The organism is Mesorhizobium sp. C432A (assembly GCF_030323145.1).
Taxonomy (GTDB): Bacteria; Pseudomonadota; Alphaproteobacteria; order Rhizobiales; family Rhizobiaceae; genus Mesorhizobium.
The window spans coordinates 2928635-2950574 of record NZ_CP100470.1 but is presented as its reverse complement, the minus strand read 5'-3'; the positions used below and the strand labels follow the sequence as shown (position 1 = coordinate 2950574).

Genomic DNA, 21940 nt, shown 5'->3' with positions numbered 1-21940 from the left:
TCATCCCTCGCCGCCGCGCCGGGACCACAAGCCCCGGCCGGGGTCATAGCCGATGACCGCCGCGAGGAAGAAGGCGATGAGGCAGCCAAGGACCACAACCGCCGCGACAGGATCGAACCGCAGATAGAGCGCGAAGCGTATCAGCTCGACCGCCGAGCTGAACGGGTTCCAGGCGGCGATTGTTGCCAGCACCGGTCCCGCCTCGGCAAGCCGCCACAGCGGATAGAGCGCCGTCGAGGCAAAGAACACCGGAAAGATGACGAAATTCATGACACCGGCAAAGTTCTCCATCTGTGTCGAAACCGAGGAGACAAGCAGTCCGAACGCGCCAAGCATGAGGCCCGCCAGCACGAGCGCCGGAAATACCGCGACGTAGCCGAAAACGGGCGGCCGCACATCCCAGAAACGCGCGATCAACAGAAACAAGTAGACCAGCGGCACGCCGACGATCACGCTGGCCAGCAGGCGCGCCGCAAGCAGGTACCAGCGCGGCAATGGTGCGGTCAGCAACAGGCGCATGCTGCCCATCTCGCGATCGTAGACCATGGCCAGCGAACTTGCCATGGCATGGAAGAGCAGCATCATGGCCGCTAGCCCAGGCACCACATACACGTCATAGAGAACATAGGTCTGGTAGGGTGGCGTGATCGACAGACCGAGAACGGAGCGGAAGCCAGCGGCAAAGATTGCCAGCCAGACCAGCGGCCGTACCATCGCCGAGAGCAGCCGGCCGCGTTGCCGCAACGTGCGCAGCATCTCCCTGCGCAGGATGCCGTTGAGCGCGCGCACTGCGTGAGACGTTTTCATTCGGACTCCGTCAGCGACGCGAAGGCCTCGCCCGTGCTCGCCACACCGAGATCGGCAGCCAGCCGATCGGCGCGGCCGGCCCACCGGATTGTGCCTCGATGCAGCACCACCACATCGTCATCCGCCGTTAGTTCCTCCAGAAAATGTGTTGCCCACAGGACGGCAATGCCGCGCTGGCGGCAAAGCTCCCGCACGTGCCGCTCGAGCGCGTGGCGGCCCGGCACGTCGAGCCCGGTGGTCGGCTCGTCCAGCAGCAAAAGGCGTGGGCTATGCATCAGAGCGCGTGCTATCTCGACACGGCGACGCTGCCCCCCGGAAAGCGCTCGGGCAGGATCGTCGATCCTGTCCAGCACATCCAGCCGGCCGAGTTCGTGGATGGAGCGCTCCTTGCTCAAGGCCTGGCTAAGGCCATGCAAGGCCGCGTGGTAACGCAGGTTCTCGCCGGCTGTCAGATCGAGATCGAGGGTCGGCAACTGGAAGACGACGCCCATCTGCGCCAACGCGGCGGACGGGTTGACATCCATCGCCTGGTCGAAGACATGCACCGAGCCGGAGCGGGCGTGATAAAGACCGGTGATCAGCGAGAACAGCGTTGTCTTGCCGGCGCCGTTGCGGCCTAGCAAGATGCACATCCTGCCTTGGGCCACAGAGAAGGAGACGCCGTCGAGAACCCGCCGGCTTCCGAAACTATGGCCCAGATTCTCGACCGACAAGGCGTTCATGGCCCGATCACGACGCCCCACGGTCCCCGCCCCACCGGCAGCGATTTCACCACCTCCTGGTTTTCCAGATCGATAAACGAAATATCGCCGGAATTCCCGTTTGCGCTGACCAGGCGCTTCTGGTCGCCGGAGAGCGCAACGTGCCAGGGTCGTTGACCAACAAGGTAGAGCCGACGGACCGTCAGCGTTTTAACATCGACTTCCGCAATCCTGTTGGCGGGGCCGAGCGCCACATAGACCGTCGTGCCATCGCGGGACGTCGCCATGCCGACCGCCTGCACACCCTCGCGTCGTATACCCGGCACCTCGAACTCGACTTTGCCGGTCTGCGCGCGCGTTGCCGTGTCGAAGACGGTGACGGTGCCCCGGATCTCCGAGGACACCCAGAATTGCTTACCGTCCGGCGAGAATAAAGCCGCGCGCGGCCGGGTATCGACCAGCAGATTGTCGACGAGTTCAAGCGTGCCTGCGTCGATCAGATGCACCATGCTGGTGGTCTCCGAAGTGCAGGCGACATAGCGGCCGTCGGCGCTGGCCGCCATTCCTTCCGGTTCGACGCCGACATCCACGGTGCCGATGACCTTGGCCGCGGCGATGTCCACCACCGACACCAGATTGTCATTCTCGTTGGCGACGAACAGCCGCTTGCCATCGGGATGGACTGCGAAGAATTCCGGATCGGCTCCCGAAGGCAATTCCCCGACGACCCGCCGCTTCGCGACGTCGACCACGTCGATGCGGTTGTCGTCGCCTTCCGCGACGAACAGCATCTTGTTGTCGATCGACAGTGCCAGCCCGCGCGGACGGCGGCCGACATCGATCGTCGCCAGCAAAGTCATTGTCACGCCGTCGACGACCGCGACGGTATTATCCTGCTCATTGGAAACGTAGATGGTCTCGGCGGCGGCGGGAGCAGCAAGAGCGAACGCCGCCAACAACAGCGTCATCAGAACTTGCATGTGCTCTCCTCCAGGTCTATGCCCAGCGTGTCGAGCGGCGTGCGCTGATGCAGGAAGCCCGGTTGCGGTGAGCTGGAAATCAAGAGGCGAGGCCCGGCGATCAAAATGGGCTGGCGCATCTGTCCGTCCCAGGGACGGAAACTAAGCCCCTGCCCCTTGAAGCCAGCGAGAAGAAACGCGTCGCCGCGTATATATCTGCCGATTGCCGCGGGATCGAGACTGTGCAGGCGCGTCGCCGCTTCGCCGATACTGCGCACAGCGAGCCAGGCCGCGTAGTCGCTGGGCAACATCCAGCGCCCTGCCTGCCTGTGGAAACGGTCCTGCAGTTGCGTGGCGCCCCATTCCTCGCTGACAGCGCTCCAGCCTGTGGCGACCAGCCCTTGCGTGCCGGCGACGATTCTCGGCAGCGCGGTGCGGCCCTCCAGATAGGCGCCGAATTCATCCGCCACGTCGGCGACCACGAGCACATCATAGTCGCTGACCTGCGTGACCGCGGGTATTTCGGTCTGCAGCGTGACATGCCCTGTATCGGCACGTCCGTTGGCGGGCCTGAATGTCCACGGCTGGTCGATCGTGATCTCGGCTCCGAAGCGAGCCGCCGCCCGTCGAAAGGCCGCAGCCATCGCCTGATCCTGCGAATGCGGCCCCACAAGCAGGAACCAACGCTGCCAGCGCTTCCAGGCGAGATATTGCGCCAGCCCGTCGGCGAGCATGGCGCGGCTCGGGATCGTGTGCAGCACGTTCCCACGGCAGTCCTGCTGGCGAAGCACGTCGTCCGGCGCCCGGCTGTTGAGCAACGTCATCTGCTCGGCACCGGGCGCGGCACTGGCCTGTAGAAGCTGACTGGCGTCGAGATCGGCGACGACAAAGGCGATGCCGGCATCGGCGAATTGTCTTACCGCGTCGTCCGGCGTTTCGGTTGGTTTCAATATTCTTTCCTCCAGCCGAAATTTCTGCCCAAGAAACCGGCCGGTGCTTTCGTCGTCGGCAATGCCGAGCCTTGCGCCTTGCAGGCCGTCATCGGTGACGGCTTCATCAAGGGGTCCAAGGGGCAGAGCCGGTTTGCGCTCCTGGCCGATATACCCGATCACCATCGTCTGTTGCTCGGTGGCGCCAGGGCCGGTGATCAGCAAAAGAAAGAGAAGGCCCAGCAACAGTCTCATTGTGTCGCCCCCAGCCCAAACCGCGACGATCCCGCTTCATCGCCACCAGAGATTGCGACATCGCGCACGATGCGCGCCGGCGATCCCTCCAGGACAATAACCCGATCACCCAGCGACGAGGCATATGCGAGATCATGCGTAACCAGCAGCGTGGTAGTCCGCCGACTGGCGAAACAATCCTGCAGCAGGCAGCGCATGGCTTGCGCGGTCGCCTCGTCGAGTGAAGCGAATGGCTCGTCGAGGAGGAGTAGCGCAGGCTCCATGGCGAGCGCCCGGGCAAGCGCTACGCGCCGCGCCATACCGCCCGAGAGTCGCTGCGGATAGCTCTTCTCATTGCCTTTCAGACCGACAGCGGCAAGCCACCGGGCCGCATCGGGCGCGCGATCCGGGATGGCCAGCTCTACATTGCGCAAGGCGGTGAGCCAGGGCAGCAGCCTCGGTGTCTGGAACAGCATGCCTATCGGAAGCGGTCGTCCGCTCACGCTGCCGCGAAATTCGCGGTCGACGCCCGAAACGATCGACAGCAGCGTCGACTTGCCGACACCGGAAGGGCCGGTCAGGACGCAGACCTGTCCGTCGGCTATATCAAGCGACAGCGCGCGAAAGATCGTCCGGCGCTGGCCGTCGTCACCGGGGAAAGTCTTGTCCTCGATCCTGATCCTCAGCATCAGCGTCGCCAGGCGAACAGACGACGTTCCAACGGCACAAGCAGTCCATACTCTATGGCAAGCATCACAACGCCGAAGCTGATCGCATAGGCAAGGATGTGGGTGACGTCGAAGTTCTGAAAATAGACCTGTAGCTGGAACCCGACGCCGTTGGAGCGGCCGAGCAGTTCGGCGAGCAACACGATCTTCCACGTCAATGCCAGCCCGCTGCGCAGGGTGACGAGAAAGAACGGCGCCAATTGCGGCAGCACGACATGCCGCAGCTTTGCAGCACGCCCGAAGCGATAGAGCTCAGCCATTTCGGCAAAGTCCTTGTCCAGCCGGCTGGCGCCTTCACGAATAGTCACCACGACATTGGGGATCTTGTTGAGCGCGACCGCAAGGACAAGCGCAGTCTCGGCAAGACCAAGCCAGATATAAATTACAATGACCGTGATCAGCGCCGGCATGTTGAGGAGTAACACGATCCAAGGCCTCATCCATATGTCGGCTCTGTGCGAGCGGCCTGCCGCGTAGCCAAGGGCCGCGCCGATGACGATTGCCGACCCGAGGCTTGCCACGACGCGCGCAAGCGAGATGCCCAAATGGTATGGCAGCTCGCCCCGAACCACTTCGTGCAGGAGAACCGAAACAACCTGGACCGGACCAGGAAACAGGCGATCGGCGGCGATCGATGATGCAATCTGCCAGACGAGCACCATGGTCAGCAATGCCGCAGTCGATTGCCAACGCTGCATTGTGATGGGGAACGCTGGGACATCGGTCATTGGCGCGAGCTCAAGCCGGTATGGCCCGGAAGACACCAGGATCGAGGCTCGTCGCCTTGCCGACCAGATCCTCGCCGCCCAATTCGGCCAGGATTGCAAACAACCGGGCCGCGCCATCACGTTCGTCTTTGCCGAACCGACGAGGGATTCCGGCACGATAGGCGGCGCGTAGCGCCGCCTGGAGGTGAGGATCGTCCGTGCCCAATTGAGGCGCGAGCACCCGCCATTCGTCGTCCGAAGACTCGAGCAGCGACTTCGCTGCCGCAGTGGCGCTCGTGAATCGCTCGAGGGCGATCGGGTTGGCCCGCGCCCAGCTTTCATGGAAGACGTAGCCGAGCATCGGCAAGTCCACGGAAACGCCAAGCCCCTGCAGGATTTGAGCGACACTGAGCAGAGGCCTTGCCCCCTCTGACTCGAGACGGGCGGCGAAATTCCAGAACGTCAGCAGTGCATCCAGTCGCCCCGCCAGAAATTCCTGCTCCAACAAGGGCGGCGCGCCGAACACTGGCTCCACCTCTTCAGCAAGATCGCGCTTCACCTGACGGAGGCCGAGCGCGCGCAACAGGATCCAGCTTTTGTCCAGCGGACCACCTGCGATCCCCAGCCTTTTGCCCTTGAGGTCCGCAAGAGTTCGAATGGGCGAGCCTTGCGGCAGTTCCAGCGCGCCGACGGCACGAGAATAGGGATAGAAGACCAGATCGGCGCCTTCGCTGCGCTGGCGCATGACCCAAACCCAATCCGAAACGATGACGTCGACGCTGCCCGCCAGCAATGCGGCCTTACCGGCTTCGGTACCGGCAAGCCGCTGAGCCTCGATTGATACGCCGTGCACAGTGTCCAACGCATGTCGCCGCATGACGTCAACTTCCCAGGCGGCGGTGCCAAATCCCAGCACGCCAAATCGCACGAGCGGCGATGGCTGTGGCGCGGCTTCTGCGGAAGCACCCAATAGCCAGCAACAAATACCCGCAAGAGCGGCCCGCCGCGAGATGTGACCCTGATCATGCCGGGTCAGCCATTCGCCTGGAAGGGTAGCAGTCAGCACGGGCGCACCGGGTGTGAAGGAACTTTCCTAACGCCGTGGCGGCAGGAATGTTCCTCAATGGTGCATGGAACTAACGGGAAGCACCTAAGGTCCGTTTTTCAGCTCGTATAGCAGCCCGGGGGGCTTGTTCAGGCGAACAGAAGAAGGTGTCAGGGGCTACGGTCCGCTCTTGGCATCATCGACCTCCAACGCGTCCATTACAGGTGCCGGATCGCTCTTTTCGGAGCTCGGGCTCTGCACCCCGGACCCGGCGTTCTCGATCGCTTGCACGATAGCATCTTCGATGTTTCCGAGTTCGTCCTCCCTTACTTCACGCCCATAACCAGCCACCTCGGCATCTTGCTCGAATTGCTGAGCGAGCACCGCGACGCTGACTTCCTCTCGACCAGGAAGTGTGCCGACATTCTCCTGTAGCCAGTTTTGAAAAAACTCTCTGGTCGCGCTCATCTCAGACCACCCTTTCGCCAAACTAAGCGCGACGATGAGCCGAAGTTCCATGATGCATTCACTTTCCCAGTGGCGCTGTACTCACAGCGTTGGGAGCCACGAGGTTTTTGCAGCTTGATGAGGCAGTGGCCTTTCTCTTCACGACTCGATTGGAGTTCACTCTTATCGCGCAGTGTGCATCCTGATTGCGTCCATTTCGACCCTGTGGAACAAGCTTGTTGAGTTGAAGTTAGGCCCTATGCCAAGCTTTTCGGGCGAACCAAGTTTTTCGGGCGAACAAGTTTTTGACGTTGCCATCGTCGGCGGCGGCCCCGCGGGGCTCGCTGCAGCCATGTATTTAGCCAGGTTTCTGCGTTCGGTGATCTCGCTCGATGCGGGGCATGCGCGTGCCAAGCTCATCCCAAAATCCCGCAACTGTCCCGGCTTCCCCGACGGCATCAGCGGGGAAGAACTGCTCGGCCGCCTACGAGCCCAGGCACAGCTGTACGGCGCGAGCCTTGTCCATGGTTGCGTAGGCCACGCCGAAAAACGCGAGGGTTTTTTTGTCCTGACGACCACCTGCGGGATTGTCCAAGCAAGGCGCGTGATTCTGGCAACGGGCATTGTGGACAAGGCACCTCCCATTGAAAGACTGGAGGAGGCGATCGCAACCGGCATTGTCAGACTGTGCCCGGTTTGCGATGCATATGAGGCCCGGGGTAGCCGCATCGGCGTTGTTGGTCCGGAGCATCTCGCCGTCAGGGAGGCTCTGTTCCTGAAGGGATATGGCAGTCAGGTCGCCTTGCTCGCCAATAACCAGGATGATGTTTCCGAAGCTGCCCGCGGCGCCGCCTTGGCAGGCGGAGTTGAAATCTGGGACGCTGTCGATGACCTGATCCCTCGACGAACCGGGTTCGATGTCGTCATGGCCGAGGGCGCCCCGATGCGCAACATCGATGTGGTGTACCCTTCGATGGGCAGCGACGTACGCTCCGAACTCGCGGTTGCTCTGGGGGCTAACTGTGACGCAGAAGGCTATGTCCTGGTCAACCGACACCTTGAGACTTCAACGCCAGGACTCTATGCCATTGGCGACGTGGCCGAGGGGCTCAATCAAATTGCTGTTGCGTTCGGAGACGCCGCCAAGGCTGCAACTCACATTCATAACGACCTCCGCGATTGCGCCGAGCCGGCGACGAAATTCCGGCGAAGTTGACCTACAGATGCGAACGCACCCTACCGGCTCATCTTTGGCTGCGTTGATGCCCGGAACCTGTTCCACCCGGCGTGAGACTACCGGCTTCGGCTTTGCTAGAGTTCTCCCAGGCGCAGCCGCTGGGTTGATGGACGGGCACGCGCTGGCGAACGGCTGGAGGAAGGAATGAAAATTCTCGTCACCGGCGCGTCAGGTCTGATTGGAGCCGCGCTTTGCGCGCGTTTGGCCGGCGAGAGTCATGAAGTGGTTCGCGTGCTTCACCACGCAGACACTGGCGTCCACCCGGAGATCCAAACCGTTTCCGTGGATATGGCGCGGGGCTTGCGACCTCAGGACTGGACCCCCTACCTCGCCGGTGTGGACGCCGTCGTAAACTGTGCCGGCGTCCTGCAGGATAGTGCCCGGGAAAACACCCGGCATGTCCATTCTACCGGCGCCTCGGCTCTCTTCACCGCGTGTGAGCACGCAGGTGTGAACAAGGTGATCCACTTTTCTGCCATCGGGGTCGATCGCCAGCAGCCGTCCGCCTTTTCCGCCAGCAAGCTCGCCGGCGATGAGGCACTGATGGCACGTAGCCTTGACTGGGTCATCCTGCGCCCCTCCGTAGTGCTGGGAAGGCCGGCCTTCGGCGCAAGTGCACTTTTTCGCGGCCTCGCGGCGTTGCCGCTCTTGCCGTTGATGCCCGACACGGGCCGTCTCCAAGTCGTCCAACTCGATGACGTGATCTCCACCGTCCTGTTCTTCCTCAAACCCGGCAGCCCATCGCACCTCAAGCTGGACCTGGCTGGGCCCGAGGCACTTTCGATGAGCGAGGTCGTGGGTCGCTATCGCCGCTGGTTCGGATGGAGCAGTGCTCGGGAGTTCATCTTGCCGAATTGGGCCGCAGCTATCTTGTACAGGTTCGGGGATGCCGCGGCTCAGCTGGGCTGGCGCCCGCCGATGCGCAGCAATGCAGCAAAAGAGATTGCCCGTGGCGCTGTCGGCGATCCCCAGCCGTGGATGACGGCGACCGGCATTCAACCATCAAGTCTTGCATCTGCACTGCGTTTAAATCCTGCGACCGTGCAGGAGCGATGGTTCGCCGGTCTTTACTTTGTCAAGCCGGCGCTCTTTGTCGTCTTGCCGCTCTTCTGGATCATGACCGGCATCATTTCCCTCACCGCCGGCTGGCGCAGCGGAGTTGACTTGCTGATTGGCACTGCTGCCGGCCCCTTGGCCGAACCGGCGGTAGTCGCCGGCGCGCTGGCTGACATCGCCGTCGGGGCGCTTATCGCCTGTCGCCCAACCAGCCGGCTTGGTCTTTTCGGCGCAATCGCGGTATCGCTTTTCTATGCGATCGCTGGGAGCATTCTGCGGCCGGATCTTTGGCTTGAGCCACTCGGGCCGTTGATCAAAATCCTCCCGATCCTCGTTCTGCATTTTGCAGCGCTGGCCATTCTGGAGGAACGCTGATGACGTACTTCGTGCTTAAATACCTGCACGTGATCGGCGCTGCTGTGCTGCTCGGAACTGGTGCCGGCATTGCTTTTTTCATGCTTTTGGCACACCGGACCGGGAATGCCGCGACGATCGCAGCTGTCGCCCGAATTGTCGTGCTGGCTGATTTCCTGTTCACGGCTACGGCCGTTGTCGCACAACCTCTGACCGGACTGGGCCTCGCTAGGGTTGCGGGGTATTCGCTGTCCGAAGGATGGATCGTTCTCTCGATCCTGCTCTACATCTTAACGGGCCTGTTCTGGCTGCCTGTCGTGTGGATGCAGATCGAGATGCGGAATCTAGCCACACAGGCCGCACTCTCCAACCAACCTCCTCCCGAGCGCTACCATCAGCTGTTCAGACGCTGGTTTGTCTTCGGCTTCCCAGCTTTCGGCGCCGTGCTCGCCATTTTCTGGCTGATGATTGCGCGCCCGGCAATCGAGTGGTCATCGTTGTAGCTGCGATCGGCAAGCACTGCGCCGTGAATTCATTCGTCGCGCCTAGCTGGCTCGTGCCGGCGCGATGCACTGCGGTCGGGAACCACGGTCACTGCCGCGAGTTCTTTCGCATGGCCAATCATCCCGTCACCGGCGTGCTTACTTCAATCGGCACATTAACCTCCCGCCCCGCGGCATTCCTGATCCTGTTGGTCTACGCAATCCTTTGGATGATCTTCGAGCGACAAACCCTGGACTGGCATGGAGCGGCTACCTTGTTTACGTGGGCCATGACGCTGTTCATCCAGCGTGCCGAGCACCGCGACACTCAGGCCATTCACGCCAAACTGGATGAGATCCTGCGATCAGACCACAATGCCTCGAACATCACGCGGATCGACGATGAAGAGCCCGAGGAAATCGAAAAACACCGCCACCGCAGGCAGCAGGACGACTGATGAGCGGCGTTTTGGTTTCACGGCAGGACGAGTAGCGGGTTTCCAGCTTTTGACGCCTATCCAGCCCCGCCGCCTCCTGCGCTCAGGCCCAGGCCTTCGATCCTTGCTGCGGCTGTGGTTCAGCGACCGAAGGATCGGAGCCCTCTATTGTTCCACTGCATCCAGAAAAATTTGCCCGAGAACCAGGTCAGGCAAATCGGCCGGCTCGAAGTGCGTCATTCGCCTTTCTGGTTGCGCTCGACGAACTTGTTGAAACGGCTGGTTTGTCCGTCACCAGTCTTGGACTGGTAAAGAAAGGCCAGATCGTTCTCGTCGAATATGCGGAAGAACTCGTCCCATTCGACCGGCTCGAATGCTTCCTCGGGTTTGCCGAAGTCGATCCGCAGGATGCCGCCCGCCCCTTTGGTGCGAACCACTGCCGGCCGTCCATCCCGCTCCTCGGCCCATTTGCGGATTTCGTCGTGATTGGTGGTCGTTTGCGACTGGGACATTGAAATCTCCTTTGATCATCGGCGTTGCCAACATCGGGCATCGTCGGGCTGCCGGCGTCCTAACAGCACAAGGGCGGCAATGTTCCGGCACGGCGCGGCGAGCGCGATGTGGCTGCTTCCGAACGAAGCCGGCCAAAGGAACTTTGTTGAAGCCAAGGGAACAAACCTTTTGCCGAAAAGTTCGGGTCGCCAAGATTACCTGTCTGAGGAGTGGTCGTGAAACGGATATTGGTTACAGGGGGCTGCGGCTTCATTGGCCGGCATGTCGCCCAGGAACTCATCGAGCAGGATTATTCGGTTCGCATTTTGGATGTGCTGCTGGAGCAGGTGCACGCAGGCGAAACAGTCGCCCTTCCCGCCGGGGCCGAGCTGATCAAGGGCGACATTCGGGACCGGGAGGCGGTCGCCAAGGCGCTGGAAGGCGTTGACGCGGTCATTCATCTGGCCGCGGAAGTCGGCGTCGGACAGTCGATGTACGAGATCGCGCGCTATGTCGGCACCAACGATCTCGGCACCGCGACGCTGCTCGAGGCGCTGATCAAACACCCGGTCGAGCGCATTGTCGTCGCCTCATCGATGAGTGTCTATGGCGAGGGCCTCTATGCTACATCGGACGGCCGGCGCATCGACAATGCCCGGCGCAAGGCGAGCGACGTCAAAAACGGACAGTGGAATCCGCTGTCGCCGGAAGGCGAACCCCTCTCCCCCCTGCCGACGGACGAGGAAAAGCCGGTCGATCTCGCCTCTATCTATGCACTGACGAAATACGCCCAGGAACGCGCCGTGCTGATCTTCGGCGAAGCCTATGGCATCGATGCGGTCGCGCTGCGCCTGTTCAACGTCTTCGGCGCCGGCCAGGCGTTATCGAACCCCTATACCGGCGTGTTGGCCAATTTTGCTTCGCGTCTCGCCAACGGCCAACGTCCAATGATCTTCGAGGATGGCGAACAGAAACGCGATTTCGTCCATGTGGATGACGTCGCCCGCGCCTTTCGTCTTGCGCTGCAGCAACGCCAGGCAAGGGGTCACGTCATCAACATCGGCAGCGGCCGAGCCTATGCTATCAGCGACGTCGCGCGGGTACTTGCCGAGGCCATGGGAACGCCGGACCGCTCGCCAGAGTTGCTCGGCAAGGCGCGCTCCGGGGATATCCGCAACTGCTTCGCCGATATTTCCAAGGCCCGTGAGCTGCTCGGTTTCGAGCCGAGGCAACAACTGGAGAATTCGCTCGCCGATTTCGTTTCCTGGGTGCGCAACTCGTCCGCCATCGACCGCGGCGCCGACATGAAACGCGAGCTTGAAGAACGTGGGCTGGTGTCATGAATACGCGCAATCGACGCGACGCGCCCGTCGCCATTGTCGGCGGCAGCGGCTTCATAGGATCGAACCTGGCCGACAGCCTGTTGTCGGATGGCGAGCCGGTGCTGGTGATCGACAATCTCAGCCGCCCCGGCGTCGAACAGAACCTTGAATGGCTGGCGCAGAAACACGGAAGCCGCCTCATGGTCGAAACGATTGACGTGCGCGACGCCAACGCGCTTGCGCCCGTTCTGAGGAGTTCCAAGGCGATCTTCCACCTGGCCGCGCAAACCGCCGTCACAACGAGCCTGGTCCAACCGGACGAGGATTTCGACATCAACCTTCGAGGAACGTTCAATGTCCTCGAGGCGGCGCGGCTGAGCAGTGAGTTTGTTCCGGTGGTCTTCGCCAGCACCAACAAGGTCTATGGCAGCCTGCCCGACGTCGCGGTGCGCGAGGACGGCGATCGTTACCTGCCTTGCGACGGCATCATCCAAGCGAATGGCATCGACGAGACCCACGGCCTGGATTTCTGCACGCCCTATGGCTGCTCCAAAGGCGCGGCGGACCAATATGTGCTCGACTATGCCAAATCCTACGGCATGCCGACGGCGGTGCTGCGGATGAGCTGCATTTACGGGCCGCGCCAGTTCGGAACCGAGGATCAAGGCTGGGTCGCGCACTTCCTGCTGAGTGCGCTGACGGGACGTCCAATCACCATTTACGGCGACGGCAGACAAGTGCGCGACATACTGCATGTCTCCGATGCGGTCGCCGCCTACAGGGCCACGCTCGATCGTATCGAGACGACCAAAGGACAGGCATTCAATCTTGGCGGCGGCCCCGATAATGCGATCAGCCTGCGCATGCTGTTGGGCGAGATCCGTAGCTTGACCGGCCGTGAGCTTTCGATCCGCCATGATGGCGAACGCACCGGCGATCAGCCCTTCTTCGTCGCCGACACCCGCAAGATCAAAGCGATGCTTGGCTGGAAAGCTCGTGTTTCATGGCGCGAAGGCATTCGCGATCTCGCAGACTGGCTGCAACAACACCGGCTCCAGCCTCGCCCCGAAGTCGTGAGGTACGTCGCATGAAAATTGCCCTGGTAAACCCGTTCTGGACCTATGACGACAGCATTTATTTCGGCTGCCGCCAACCACATCTCCCGCTGGAACTCGGCTATTCGAAATCCCTGCTCGAAACAGCCGGCCATGAGGTGTTGATGCTGGATGGGCAATTGCAGAAGCTCGACAACTCGGACCTCTCCGAGCGTGTGGCTGATTTCGCGCCTGCAATGACGGTCGTCAGTACCGCCCCGACTTATCTGTTCTGGCGCTGCGCACCACCCGAGTTGCGCGTGCCGGCCGATTTCCTCAACCGTCTCGCCGGGCGCGGTGGACGCACAGTCGCGGCCGGGCCGCATGGCTCGGCTACGCCCGCGCCAACCTTGCGCAAGCTTGGCGTCGACATTGTTGTGCGCGGCGAATGCGAGGAAATCGTCGCGGAACTTGCCCGGCGTGACGACTGGAGCGCGGTGCCCTCGACCGCTTACCTGCGCGAGGCCAAGGTGGTTTTGACCGGCGGCGTCCACGCCAGCTCGTTTGTCGATCATCCGCCACTCCAATGGCCATCAGACTGGATCGCTGCCCATTCGCATCACCATCACAGGTTCGATGACAATCAGGTTGGGTTCGGCGCGGAGGTCGAAGCATCGCGCGGTTGTCCCTACAATTGCAGCTTCTGCGCCAAGATCGATTTCCGCGATGCCTATCGCCGCCGCAACCACGAGGCGGTCATAGCGGAAATCGATGGGCTGATTGCCCAGGGCGTCGGCTACATTTATTTCATCGATGAAATCTTCCTGCCGCAAAAAGCGCTGCTGGAAGCGTTGATCGATCGCGACGTGAAGTTCGGTGTGCAGACCCGCATCGACCTTTGGAAACCCGAGCTGCTGGAACTGCTCGGTGCGGCTGGCTGCGTCTCCATCGAGGCCGGCCTCGAAAGCCTGACCGTGGAAGGTCGTGCGATGCTGGCGAAACGCTGCCGGCTGGGTACCGAGGAACTTGCCGCGCTGCTCGTCAATGCCAGGCGTCACGTTCCGTTCGTACAGGCCAATCTGATCGGCGTCGTCGAGGATGACCCTGCCCTTGTGGACTACTGGCGAACGCACCTCATCGACAACGGCGTGTGGGCCAATGAACCCGTACCGCTTTATCCATATCCGAGTTCGCCAAGCTATCGCGAGCTTTGGGGCGAACCCGACGACCTCGCCTGGGAGCGCGCCCATGATCACTATCTCGCATCATTCCAGAAGTTCAGCGACATCCAGGAAAGGCGCCCGCGTCCGCTGGCGGAACTGGAGGCGACATGTTGCGGACACTGACGCCGCGCTCGCGGCGCATCCTGATGACGGTCGACGCCGTGGGCGGCGTGTGGCGCTATGCGCTCGACCTGGCCAGGGAACTTGTCAACGGCGGCGATAGCGTGGTGCTTGCCGGCCTCGGTCCGCCACCGTCCAGGCAGCAGGCCGACGAGGCGGAGGCTTTCGCGAAGCTGATCTGGCTCAACACGCCGCCGGATTGGATGACCCGGAACGGCGGTGATCTCGACGCGCTGCCTCGGGAGTTGCATGCGCCCATGCGCGACCACGCCATCGACCTTGTCCATTTCAACGCGCCTTCGCAGGCGGCGGGATTCGACGCGCCATGCCCGGTCGTGGTGGTCTCCCATTCCTGCGTGACGACCTGGTTCCATGCGGTCAGAGGACAGGCGGCGGATGGGGCATGGGCCTGGCAGAAGGAGCGCAACAGACGCGGCATGGATCGGGCCGACGCGGTCATCGCGCCGAGCCGCAGCCATGCCGACATGCTAGAGACCTGCTACGGCCCGATCGCGCGCTTGAGTGTGGTCACAAATGGTGCCCGTCCTCTGCCGAAGGCCGAAAAGCATCAACCGCTCGTGTTCGCTGCTGCCCGCTGGTGGGACGAGGGCAAAAATGCCGCGGTGGTCGACCAGGCGGCGTCCCTGACGCGATGGCCTCTGTTTGCCGCCGGGTCGACGAACGGCCCAAACGGCGAGCATGTCAGCTTCAGCCATGCTGTTCCTCTGGGAGCAGTGCCGTCCGACGAGGTGCGTTCGTTGATGGCTCGCGCCGGCGTTTTCGTATCGCCATCGCTCTACGAGCCATTCGGCCTGGCCGCGCTGGAAGCCGCCATGTCGGCTACGCCCCTGGTGCTTTCCGATATCGCCACCTATCGCGAACTATGGGACGGGGCCGCGATATTCTTTGACGCGCGCGATCCGCACGATCTCGCTGCCTGCCTCAACCGTCTCTCCTGCGATGCCGAGCTCCGGCGAGAGCTTGGCCAGGCAGCCGTCCGACGCAGCCGCAGGTTTAGGCTGACAAAGCAGACAGCGGCCATGCGCGGCGTCTACGACAAAGCGGCCTTAGCGATGGCGGAGCGCTGATCATGCGCTTTGTGTTCTACACCCATTCGGTCGTTTCCGACTGGAACCATGGCAATGCCCATTTCCTGCGCGGCGTCATGCGAGAGCTGGTCCAGCGCCGGCATCAGGCGATTGCGCTGGAGCCGGCGGATGGCTGGAGCCGGTCGAATCTGCTGGCTGAGAAGGGGTCGTTCGCCATCGAACGCTTCCGCAAGGATTTCCCCGAACTGATGCCGGTGACCTACGATGCCGGATTTGATCATGAAGCCTGGATCGCCGAGGCCGACGTTGTGATCGTTCATGAGTGGACGGATCCGGAGCTTGTCGCACGTGTTGGCCGTGCCCGGGCCGCCGGCGGCAACTTCATCCTTCTTTTTCACGACACTCACCACCGGGCCGTGTCGGCGACCGAGGCACTCTCGGCGCTCCGGCTGGAGCACTATGACGGCGTTCTCGCCTTTGGCGAAACCTTGCGCGAGAGCTATCTGCGCGCCGGCTGGGGCAAGCGCGTCTTCACCTGGCATGAAGCCGCCGACGATCGCCTGTTCAAGCCGCACCCGGAGATCCACCCCACCTCCGATCTGGTCTGGATCGGCAACTGGGGCGATGATGAGCGGACCGCCGAACTCAAGGAGTTTCTGATCGAGCCGGTGCACGATCTCGGCCTTGATGCCGCTGTTCACGGCGTACGCTACCCCAAGACCGCACTTGCGGATCTGGCCACCGCAGGACTGCGCTATGAGGGGTGGATCGCCAATGCCGACGTGCCGAAGGCCTTCGCCGCGCATCGTGTCACCGTTCACGTTCCACGGCGCCCCTATCGCGAGAGGTTGCCCGGAATCCCGACGATCCGCATGTTCGAGGCACTCGCCTGCGGCATTCCGCTGATTTCAGCGCCATGGTCCGATGTCGAGCAGCTTTTCAGGCCCGGTGTCGACTTCCTGTTTGCCGAGAATGGCTCGCAAATGCGGCAACAGCTTCGGACGGTGTTGTCCGACGAGGACTTTGCGGCCTCCCTGGTGACCTCGGGTCTCGAGACCATCCGCTCGCGGCACACCTGCCGCCACCGCGTCGACGAGTTGCTCGGCGTGCTCACGCAATGCGCGAACCGACACACCGCCGTCCCGACAGCCGCAAAGGAAGCCGTCGCATGAAGATCGCATTCTATGGATCGAGCCTTTTGTCGTCCTACTGGAACGGTGCCGCGACGTACTATCGCGGTTTGCTCAAGGCACTTTCGCAATTGGGTTACGAGATCACGTTCTACGAACCCGATGTCTACGACCGGCAGAAGAACCGCGACATCGAAGCTCCCGACTGGTGCACTGTCGTCGTTTATGAGGCGACCCAGCATGCGCTGATGCAGGTCGCGGCACGTGCCGCCGGCGCCGACATCGTCGTCAAGGCGAGCGGCGTCGGTTTCGAAGACGAGGCGCTGCTTCGCGCCGTTCTCGACCACGCCCGCAGCGACGCGCTTGTCGTATTCTGGGACGTGGATGCGCCAGCCACGCTTGCCCAGTTGCGCGACGAGCCGGACCACCCGCTCCATCGTGCACTGCAGGAGATCGACCTCGTGCTGACCTATGGTGGCGGCGATCCCGTTGTCTGGGCCTATCGTGCCATGGGCGCCAAGGAGTGCGTGCCCATCTACAATGCGCTCGATCCCGAAACGCACCATCCGGTCGCCAGCAAAGCGCGTTTTGCCTGCGACCTGGCGTTCCTCGGAAACCGGCTGCCGGACCGTGAAGCGCGTGTCGAGTCGTTTTTCCTCGATCCCGCCAGCCAGCTGCCGAAACAGCGTTTCCTGCTCGGAGGCTCGGGTTGGGGCGACAAGCCGCTCCCCACCAATGTAGGCTGGCTCGGCCATGTCGGCACCCGCGATCACAACGCCTTCAATGTCACCCCAAAAGCCGTGTTGAACATCAGCCGCGACAGCATGGCCGCCAACGGTTTTTCACCGGCCACGCGAGTGTTCGAGGCGGCTGGCGCCGGCGCCTGTCTCATCACGGATGCATGGCTGGGCGTGGAACTGTTCCTGAAACCAGGCGAGGAGATCCTGGTCGCGCGTGACGGCGGCGATGTCGCCGAAATAATGCGCTCGCTGACCCCCGGTCGGGCCAAGGCAATCGGCCAAGCCGCACTTCACCGCGTGCTGGCGGACCATACCTACGCGCTTCGGGCGGATGTGGCGGATGCCGTCTTCAAACGTCATTTCGAGCACGGGGCCGTGGAGGCAGCGGAATGACCAAGAAACTGGACATCGTCTTTCTCGGCCTGTCGCTGTCCTCATCGTGGGGAAACGGTCACGCCACCACTTTTCGAGGTCTTTTGAAAGGCTTGCACGGACTCGGTCACCACGTGACTTTTCTGGAGCGCAACGTGCCATGGTACGCCAATCACCGCGATCTGCGCGAACCGGAGTTCTGCGCCTTGCGCTACTACGAAACCACTGCGGAGCTGCAACGCGACTACGCACAGTGCCTGGAGCAGGCCGACATCATCGTCATCGGATCCTTTGTTCCAGAAGGACGCCAGGTCATCGACATCGTCGCCTCGCTTTGCAAGGGGCAGCTCTGCTTTTACGACATCGACACCCCGGTGACCCTGGCCAAGCTTTCAGCCGACGATTGCGATTATCTGAGTTCGCGGCAAATTCCGTATTTCGATGTCTATTTCTCCTTCACCGGCGGACCAACGCTCAGCCATCTGGCGCAAGACTTCGGCGCGCGCCATGCCGAACCTCTCTATTGTTCGGTCGATCCGGAACGGCATCACCCGACAGGAGATCCGATCCGCTGGGATCTCGGCTATCTCGGCACCTACAGCATGGACCGGCAGACAACGCTGAACGCTCTGCTGCTCGAGCCCGCACGGCATATGCCGAACCTCCGTTTCGTCGTGGCCGGCTCCCAATATCCATCCGACATCATCTGGCCGGACAATGTCGAACGCATCGAACATTTGCCGCCAGCCGATCACGCCGCGTTCTATAGCCGTCAGCGCTACACGCTGAATGTCACACGCAGTTCCATGATCACCGCAGGATGGTCGCCCAGCGTGCGCCTGTTCGAAGCGGCGGCTTGCGGCACGCCCATCGTCAGCGACCGCTGGCCAGGGCTCGACAGCTTCTTTCCCGCATCGGCGATCCACACCGCCGCGGAGACGGACGAAGTCATCGATATCCTCGTTGGCGAGTCCGAGCGCGCACGCCTGGCCATGGCCGGCCGGGCTCGCAAACTCGTCCTCGCTTCCCACACCGGTGGGGCCAGGGCTCGCGAATTCGTGGCGGCGCTGACCCAACCAAGGGCGACGGCCCTCGATCTCGACATTGGAAGTGCAGCATGAACGGCAGACAGGAGAAAACAGCGATGCGACAGACAAGAAAGGCGCACAGGGCAAAGACGGTGCTTGTTGCCGGCGGCGCGGGTTTCCTCGGTTCGCATCTTTGCGAAGTATTGCTCCGCAACGGCTGGCGCGTGATCTGCGTCGACAATTTTCTGACCGGGCGCATGGAAAACATCATCTCGATCATGGACCGGCCGGGTTTCCGGTTGATCGAGCAGGACATCTGCCGGCCACTGGATCTCGGCGAGCCCGTGGATCACATCTTCAACCTGGCCTGCGCCGCCTCACCGCCGCGTTATCAGGCCGACCCGATACACACCACGCGTACCTGCGTGATCGGAACCCTCAACCTGCTCGAACTCGCTGTCCGCAATGACGCGCGACTGCTGCAGGCCTCGACGAGCGAAGTGTATGGCGATCCGGAACAACACCCGCAAAGGGAGGATTATGTCGGTCATGTGAACTGCACCGGCCCACGCGCCTGCTACGACGAGGGCAAGCGCACCGCCGAAACGCTTTGCTTCGACTATCTAAGAGCCGGCAAGGCCGACGTCCGCGTGGCGCGCATCTTCAACACCTACGGTCCGAGAATGGATCCGGCCGACGGTCGCATCGTCTCGAATTTGATCATGCAGGCGCTCGAGAAGCGTCCGCTGACGATATTCGGCGACGGCCAGCAAACGCGATCCTTCTGCTATGTCTCCGACTTGATTGATGGATTGATGCGCCTGATGAACATCGACCCCAATCCGGGCAAGCCGGTCAATCTGGGCAATCCCGGAGAATTCACCATCGTGCGACTGGCGGCATTGGTGAAGGCGATGACCGGCACCAAGTCGGATCTGAAATTTCTGCCCCTGCCGCAAGACGATCCTCGGCGCAGGCAGCCTGATATTTCGCGTGCGAAAACGCTGCTCGGCTGGTCGCCGAGAGTGCCGCTCAACGAAGGGCTCAAGCTGACGATCGATTATTTCGCGGCGCTCGAAGGCACCGGCATCGGCGATCAGATGACAGGCCTTGCCAAAAGGAGACCCGCAGGCGGGCTGCAGAACCTTCCTGCATGACGTGGGCCGCGGCCGGACCTGCCCGGAGATCGTGCGGAACATCCATCCAACCTTGTAGTTTGGCGGGAGGGACCCGATACGGAGGATCATCCTCATGCAACCCAAGCGACCCGCGAAGGATGTCGACAAGATTGCCGAACGCGAGGCGGCTGCCTATCTGCGGCGCTCCTCGATCACCTATCTCGAGTGCTGCGTCAGCCTGATGATGACGCATCTGCAGCGCGAGGAAGTGGCCGCTATTCTCGAGCAGGAAGCAGACATGCTACGAAGGCTGGATTGATCGAAACGCTACACCTGAGATTCGTCCAGGAATCGTATCAGCCCCGCCCTGTATCGGTCTGCGGTCGCGGCCAGCCTTGCTTTTTCCTGGCCATTTTCGGATTGCGCAGCCGTGCTCCAGAGCCCGATTTGGAACGCCAAATAGCAGGGTTCGAAAAAATCGATGTGGCCATTGTCAATATCGAGCCCCATCCCCTCGACCAATGTCGTCACATCGCTGTCGGATAGTCCATATTCGACACGGGCGCCGGCAATGTCCCACTCTATCGGCTGGCAGCCAATCAAATCGTGTGCCCGGCAATGGTCGACGGCATCTGTCTTGAGCACCGTGCCGTCGGCACAAACGAGAAACTCCCACGCGTGAAGCTTTCCGTCGATTTCCACCCGCTGCAGAACATACGCAGGGGTTTTTTTCGAGAGCCAACCGCGCAACGTCGCCGCTCGGTTCTCGCCCAGGGCTTCAGATGTATTGGAAGCAGCCATTTCCGCGAGTGCGAGCAATGATGCACCCGGTTCGCAGGTTCGGAGATTGAGCGCCCGCCAGGTTAGATAGCGCGTCAACTCCGCGACCAGCCTTCCTCTGGGCAGCGGCGCCTGGTCCATCGTGGTGCCGTCAATCCACCGTTCGACCAGAAAGCCGTGGCAAAGCCCGACCACTTGCGATCCCAACCCGGCTTTCCCCAACATTTCCGCGGCTCGTCTCTTACGCCGTCCGGTTTCGCCGAGGCCGGCGAATTTGACGAGCCAGCGACCACACCCCGCGGACGCCAGGAATTTACGCCGCTCGATGCCGCGCGGGCTCGGCGGCCAATGCTTTTCGTCGACGTAGTGGACGCTCCTCCATTCGCCACCAGACAGTTCGGTCAGGCGTAATTCGGGGCTGCCGACCGCCTCGGCCACCCAGTCGCGCAGCGTGGGAATGTTCGAGCTTTCGGGGAAGGTGCATTCGAGCGCCGTCGCCACATGTTTCGGACAGCGCGACCATGTCTCCCTGGCCTCCCGTGACGCTTCGATGCCCGGGTCGCCAGGATGGCTGGGAAACAGGTGAATGCGGTCCATACCAATACCCAGTTCCCGCAGCCACGCGACGACGGCGTGCATCGAACTGCCGGACAGACCGGGACCCTCGTCTACAACGGCGAAGCATGCCGATGGATTGTTCTTCCAGGAAGCGATCGAGCGCGGATCGGCATTGATGTGCCTGCGGAAAGGATGGCCGACCGGACGAACGCTGAACGGCGCCGGCGCGCCAATCGCGGCAGCCACTATGGCGGCAAGCCCCAGGCCGATGCTGCGGATGCCGATCACGCATGTGTTCGCATCGAGACCTGACTCCTGCGCCGCTCCCAAATAGCTTTCGGGATAAAGCGCGTAATGCGCGTAACCCTCGGCAGAACCGGTCAGAACCTCAGCCTCGCAATCCAACCCGTCCAGCAGTTGGAGAAGTCCTGGGTCGATGCCACCGCCCACGGCGAAACCGCTTCGCCACGACTTCGCCACCTCGGCCGCAAGACCAACCAGCAATCTCGCGCCTTGCTGTTGCCGCGGCGAAAAGATGTCGATGCCGCTGGTCTCGAAATCGACATCGGCAAGCGCGCGAACCAGTTCCGATACGCTGATGAATAGCCCGACCAACGCGGCATGGCGTCGGAGGCCACGAGCCATGCGGTCCAGACTTTGAGCAATCTCGCTGGCAGCTTCGCGAAGCCGTTCTGCGCTCTGCCTCCGCTTCTGGTCGCCGTAAACGATCATCGATCGGTTTTCCAATGCTTTGCCTTGCGGCAACGCAGCGAGCGCTGCTTCGATCCATGCTGTCTTGCGCAATTTTTCGGCAGGCCAAGGAACATTCCGGCACGCTGGTGGTTCGGCGG

23 protein-coding genes are annotated in these 21940 nt (G+C 62.1%); 13 read left to right on the top strand and 10 right to left on the bottom strand.

Annotated features, from left to right (window positions below; translation table 11 throughout):
* The 8 genes from NLY33_RS14290 to NLY33_RS14255 form a co-directional block, all read right to left on the bottom strand.
* Entirely contained in the window at positions 1-807 is an 807-nt protein-coding gene (locus tag NLY33_RS14290; protein WP_023691435.1) for a lanthanide ABC transporter permease protein PedC, read from the bottom strand.
* A complete protein-coding gene (locus tag NLY33_RS14285) occupies positions 804-1529 on the bottom strand; it encodes a lanthanide ABC transporter ATP-binding protein PedB/LutE (RefSeq protein ID WP_023704604.1) in 726 nt (241 codons plus the stop codon). The genes NLY33_RS14290 and NLY33_RS14285 overlap by 4 nt, the downstream gene beginning before the upstream one ends.
* Positions 1526-2488 (bottom strand): PQQ-dependent catabolism-associated beta-propeller protein, encoded by a 963-nt coding sequence (locus NLY33_RS14280; RefSeq protein ID WP_023704603.1) that lies wholly within the window; start codon positions 2486-2488, stop codon positions 1526-1528. Before NLY33_RS14280 ends, NLY33_RS14285 begins: the two co-directional genes overlap by 4 nt.
* Positions 2476-3651: a lanthanide ABC transporter ABC transporter substrate-binding protein PedA1 gene (locus NLY33_RS14275; RefSeq protein WP_023704602.1), complete on the bottom strand. Its 1176-nt coding sequence runs from the start codon at positions 3649-3651 to the stop codon at positions 2476-2478. The genes NLY33_RS14280 and NLY33_RS14275 overlap by 13 nt, the downstream gene beginning before the upstream one ends.
* Positions 3648-4319, bottom strand: coding sequence for an ABC transporter ATP-binding protein (locus NLY33_RS14270; RefSeq protein ID WP_031195825.1), 672 nt, complete (start codon positions 4317-4319; stop codon positions 3648-3650). Before NLY33_RS14270 ends, NLY33_RS14275 begins: the two co-directional genes overlap by 4 nt.
* A complete protein-coding gene (locus NLY33_RS14265) occupies positions 4319-5020 on the bottom strand; it encodes an ABC transporter permease (protein WP_286439853.1) in 702 nt (233 codons plus the stop codon). Before NLY33_RS14265 ends, NLY33_RS14270 begins: the two co-directional genes overlap by 1 nt.
* A 76-nt stretch (positions 5021-5096) precedes the next feature.
* Positions 5097-6131 carry an ABC transporter substrate-binding protein gene (locus tag NLY33_RS14260; RefSeq protein ID WP_031195827.1) on the bottom strand — a complete coding sequence of 345 codons (1035 nt, stop codon included), beginning with the start codon at positions 6129-6131 and terminating at the stop codon, positions 5097-5099.
* A 156-nt stretch (positions 6132-6287) separates the two neighbouring features.
* The gene (locus NLY33_RS14255; protein WP_023667997.1) at positions 6288-6629 is read right to left on the bottom strand and encodes a DUF768 domain-containing protein; all 342 of its coding nucleotides are present in this window, start codon (positions 6627-6629) and stop codon (positions 6288-6290) included.
* Positions 6630-6816: 187 nt separating this feature from the next.
* Here NLY33_RS14255 and NLY33_RS14250 point away from each other — a divergent pair, with 187 nt between their 5' ends.
* From NLY33_RS14250 to NLY33_RS14235, 4 genes are all read left to right on the top strand, one after another.
* Positions 6817-7773 carry an NAD(P)/FAD-dependent oxidoreductase gene (locus NLY33_RS14250; RefSeq protein WP_031200197.1) on the top strand — a complete coding sequence of 319 codons (957 nt, stop codon included), beginning with the start codon at positions 6817-6819 and terminating at the stop codon, positions 7771-7773.
* 165 nt (positions 7774-7938) lie between these two features.
* Positions 7939-9225, top strand: coding sequence for an SDR family oxidoreductase (locus NLY33_RS14245; RefSeq protein WP_023709601.1), 1287 nt, complete (start codon positions 7939-7941; stop codon positions 9223-9225).
* Complete coding sequence (locus tag NLY33_RS14240) at positions 9225-9707, top strand: DUF2269 family protein (RefSeq protein WP_023691442.1); 483 nt, start codon at positions 9225-9227, stop codon at positions 9705-9707. Before NLY33_RS14245 ends, NLY33_RS14240 begins: the two co-directional genes overlap by 1 nt.
* A gap of 110 nt (positions 9708-9817) precedes the next feature.
* Positions 9818-10144: a low affinity iron permease family protein gene (locus tag NLY33_RS14235; RefSeq protein WP_023681103.1), complete on the top strand. Its 327-nt coding sequence runs from the start codon at positions 9818-9820 to the stop codon at positions 10142-10144.
* 215 nt (positions 10145-10359) lie between these two features.
* Here NLY33_RS14235 and NLY33_RS14230 read toward each other — a convergent pair whose 3' ends face one another.
* Complete coding sequence (locus tag NLY33_RS14230) at positions 10360-10635, bottom strand: hypothetical protein (protein WP_023667991.1); 276 nt, start codon at positions 10633-10635, stop codon at positions 10360-10362.
* A 216-nt stretch (positions 10636-10851) separates the two neighbouring features.
* Here NLY33_RS14230 and NLY33_RS14225 point away from each other — a divergent pair, with 216 nt between their 5' ends.
* The 9 genes from NLY33_RS14225 (at position 10852) to NLY33_RS14185 (ending at position 20070) form a co-directional block, all read left to right on the top strand.
* Complete coding sequence (locus NLY33_RS14225) at positions 10852-11958, top strand: NAD-dependent epimerase/dehydratase family protein (RefSeq protein WP_023707693.1); 1107 nt, start codon at positions 10852-10854, stop codon at positions 11956-11958.
* Positions 11955-13028, top strand: a complete 1074-nt coding sequence (locus NLY33_RS14220; RefSeq protein WP_023667989.1) for a GDP-mannose 4,6-dehydratase — start codon at positions 11955-11957, stop codon at positions 13026-13028. The genes NLY33_RS14225 and NLY33_RS14220 overlap by 4 nt, the downstream gene beginning before the upstream one ends.
* Entirely contained in the window at positions 13025-14317 is a 1293-nt protein-coding gene (locus NLY33_RS14215) for a TIGR04295 family B12-binding domain-containing radical SAM protein (protein ID WP_023704596.1), read from the top strand. The genes NLY33_RS14220 and NLY33_RS14215 overlap by 4 nt, the downstream gene beginning before the upstream one ends.
* Positions 14302-15402: a glycosyltransferase family 4 protein gene (locus tag NLY33_RS14210; RefSeq protein WP_023704595.1), complete on the top strand. Its 1101-nt coding sequence runs from the start codon at positions 14302-14304 to the stop codon at positions 15400-15402. The genes NLY33_RS14215 and NLY33_RS14210 overlap by 16 nt, the downstream gene beginning before the upstream one ends.
* Before the next feature lie 2 nt (positions 15403-15404).
* Positions 15405-16535 carry a CgeB family protein gene (locus NLY33_RS14205; RefSeq protein ID WP_023704594.1) on the top strand — a complete coding sequence of 377 codons (1131 nt, stop codon included), beginning with the start codon at positions 15405-15407 and terminating at the stop codon, positions 16533-16535.
* A complete protein-coding gene (locus tag NLY33_RS14200) occupies positions 16532-17626 on the top strand; it encodes a CgeB family protein (RefSeq protein WP_023667985.1) in 1095 nt (364 codons plus the stop codon). Before NLY33_RS14205 ends, NLY33_RS14200 begins: the two co-directional genes overlap by 4 nt.
* Positions 17623-18726 (top strand): CgeB family protein, encoded by a 1104-nt coding sequence (locus NLY33_RS14195; protein ID WP_023667984.1) that lies wholly within the window; start codon positions 17623-17625, stop codon positions 18724-18726. The genes NLY33_RS14200 and NLY33_RS14195 overlap by 4 nt, the downstream gene beginning before the upstream one ends.
* Before the next feature lie 23 nt (positions 18727-18749).
* Entirely contained in the window at positions 18750-19790 is a 1041-nt protein-coding gene (locus tag NLY33_RS14190) for a UDP-glucuronic acid decarboxylase family protein (RefSeq protein ID WP_023681096.1), read from the top strand.
* 94 nt (positions 19791-19884) lie between these two features.
* Positions 19885-20070 carry a hypothetical protein gene (locus tag NLY33_RS14185; protein ID WP_023667982.1) on the top strand — a complete coding sequence of 62 codons (186 nt, stop codon included), beginning with the start codon at positions 19885-19887 and terminating at the stop codon, positions 20068-20070.
* A gap of 8 nt (positions 20071-20078) precedes the next feature.
* Here the strand turns inward: NLY33_RS14185 and NLY33_RS14180 are convergent, their stop codons facing one another.
* The gene (locus NLY33_RS14180) at positions 20079-21893 is read right to left on the bottom strand and encodes a hypothetical protein (RefSeq protein ID WP_245260966.1); all 1815 of its coding nucleotides are present in this window, start codon (positions 21891-21893) and stop codon (positions 20079-20081) included.
* Between the last annotated feature and the right edge of the window lie 47 nt (positions 21894-21940).

Coding starts and splice junctions, on each gene's coding strand:
- NLY33_RS14285 (WP_023704604.1), bottom strand. CDS start 1,529: ATGAACGCCTTGTCGGTCGAGAATCTGGGCCATAGTTTCGGAAGCCGG.
- NLY33_RS14200 (WP_023667985.1), top strand. CDS start 16,532: ATGAAGATCGCATTCTATGGATCGAGCCTTTTGTCGTCCTACTGGAAC.
- NLY33_RS14185 (WP_023667982.1), top strand. CDS start 19,885: ATGCAACCCAAGCGACCCGCGAAGGATGTCGACAAGATTGCCGAACGC.
- NLY33_RS14255 (WP_023667997.1), bottom strand. CDS start 6,629: ATGGAACTTCGGCTCATCGTCGCGCTTAGTTTGGCGAAAGGGTGGTCT.
- NLY33_RS14250 (WP_031200197.1), top strand. CDS start 6,817: ATGCCAAGCTTTTCGGGCGAACCAAGTTTTTCGGGCGAACAAGTTTTT.
- NLY33_RS14220 (WP_023667989.1), top strand. CDS start 11,955: ATGAATACGCGCAATCGACGCGACGCGCCCGTCGCCATTGTCGGCGGC.
- NLY33_RS14210 (WP_023704595.1), top strand. CDS start 14,302: ATGTTGCGGACACTGACGCCGCGCTCGCGGCGCATCCTGATGACGGTC.
- NLY33_RS14205 (WP_023704594.1), top strand. CDS start 15,405: ATGCGCTTTGTGTTCTACACCCATTCGGTCGTTTCCGACTGGAACCAT.
- NLY33_RS14215 (WP_023704596.1), top strand. CDS start 13,025: ATGAAAATTGCCCTGGTAAACCCGTTCTGGACCTATGACGACAGCATT.
- NLY33_RS14280 (WP_023704603.1), bottom strand. CDS start 2,488: ATGCAAGTTCTGATGACGCTGTTGTTGGCGGCGTTCGCTCTTGCTGCT.
- NLY33_RS14230 (WP_023667991.1), bottom strand. CDS start 10,635: ATGTCCCAGTCGCAAACGACCACCAATCACGACGAAATCCGCAAATGG.
- NLY33_RS14240 (WP_023691442.1), top strand. CDS start 9,225: ATGACGTACTTCGTGCTTAAATACCTGCACGTGATCGGCGCTGCTGTG.
- NLY33_RS14195 (WP_023667984.1), top strand. CDS start 17,623: ATGACCAAGAAACTGGACATCGTCTTTCTCGGCCTGTCGCTGTCCTCA.
- NLY33_RS14290 (WP_023691435.1), bottom strand. CDS start 807: ATGAAAACGTCTCACGCAGTGCGCGCGCTCAACGGCATCCTGCGCAGG.
- NLY33_RS14270 (WP_031195825.1), bottom strand. CDS start 4,319: ATGCTGAGGATCAGGATCGAGGACAAGACTTTCCCCGGTGACGACGGC.
- NLY33_RS14235 (WP_023681103.1), top strand. CDS start 9,818: ATGGCCAATCATCCCGTCACCGGCGTGCTTACTTCAATCGGCACATTA.
- NLY33_RS14265 (WP_286439853.1), bottom strand. CDS start 5,020: ATGGTGCTCGTCTGGCAGATTGCATCATCGATCGCCGCCGATCGCCTG.
- NLY33_RS14190 (WP_023681096.1), top strand. CDS start 18,750: ATGCGACAGACAAGAAAGGCGCACAGGGCAAAGACGGTGCTTGTTGCC.
- NLY33_RS14275 (WP_023704602.1), bottom strand. CDS start 3,651: ATGAGACTGTTGCTGGGCCTTCTCTTTCTTTTGCTGATCACCGGCCCT.
- NLY33_RS14245 (WP_023709601.1), top strand. CDS start 7,939: ATGAAAATTCTCGTCACCGGCGCGTCAGGTCTGATTGGAGCCGCGCTT.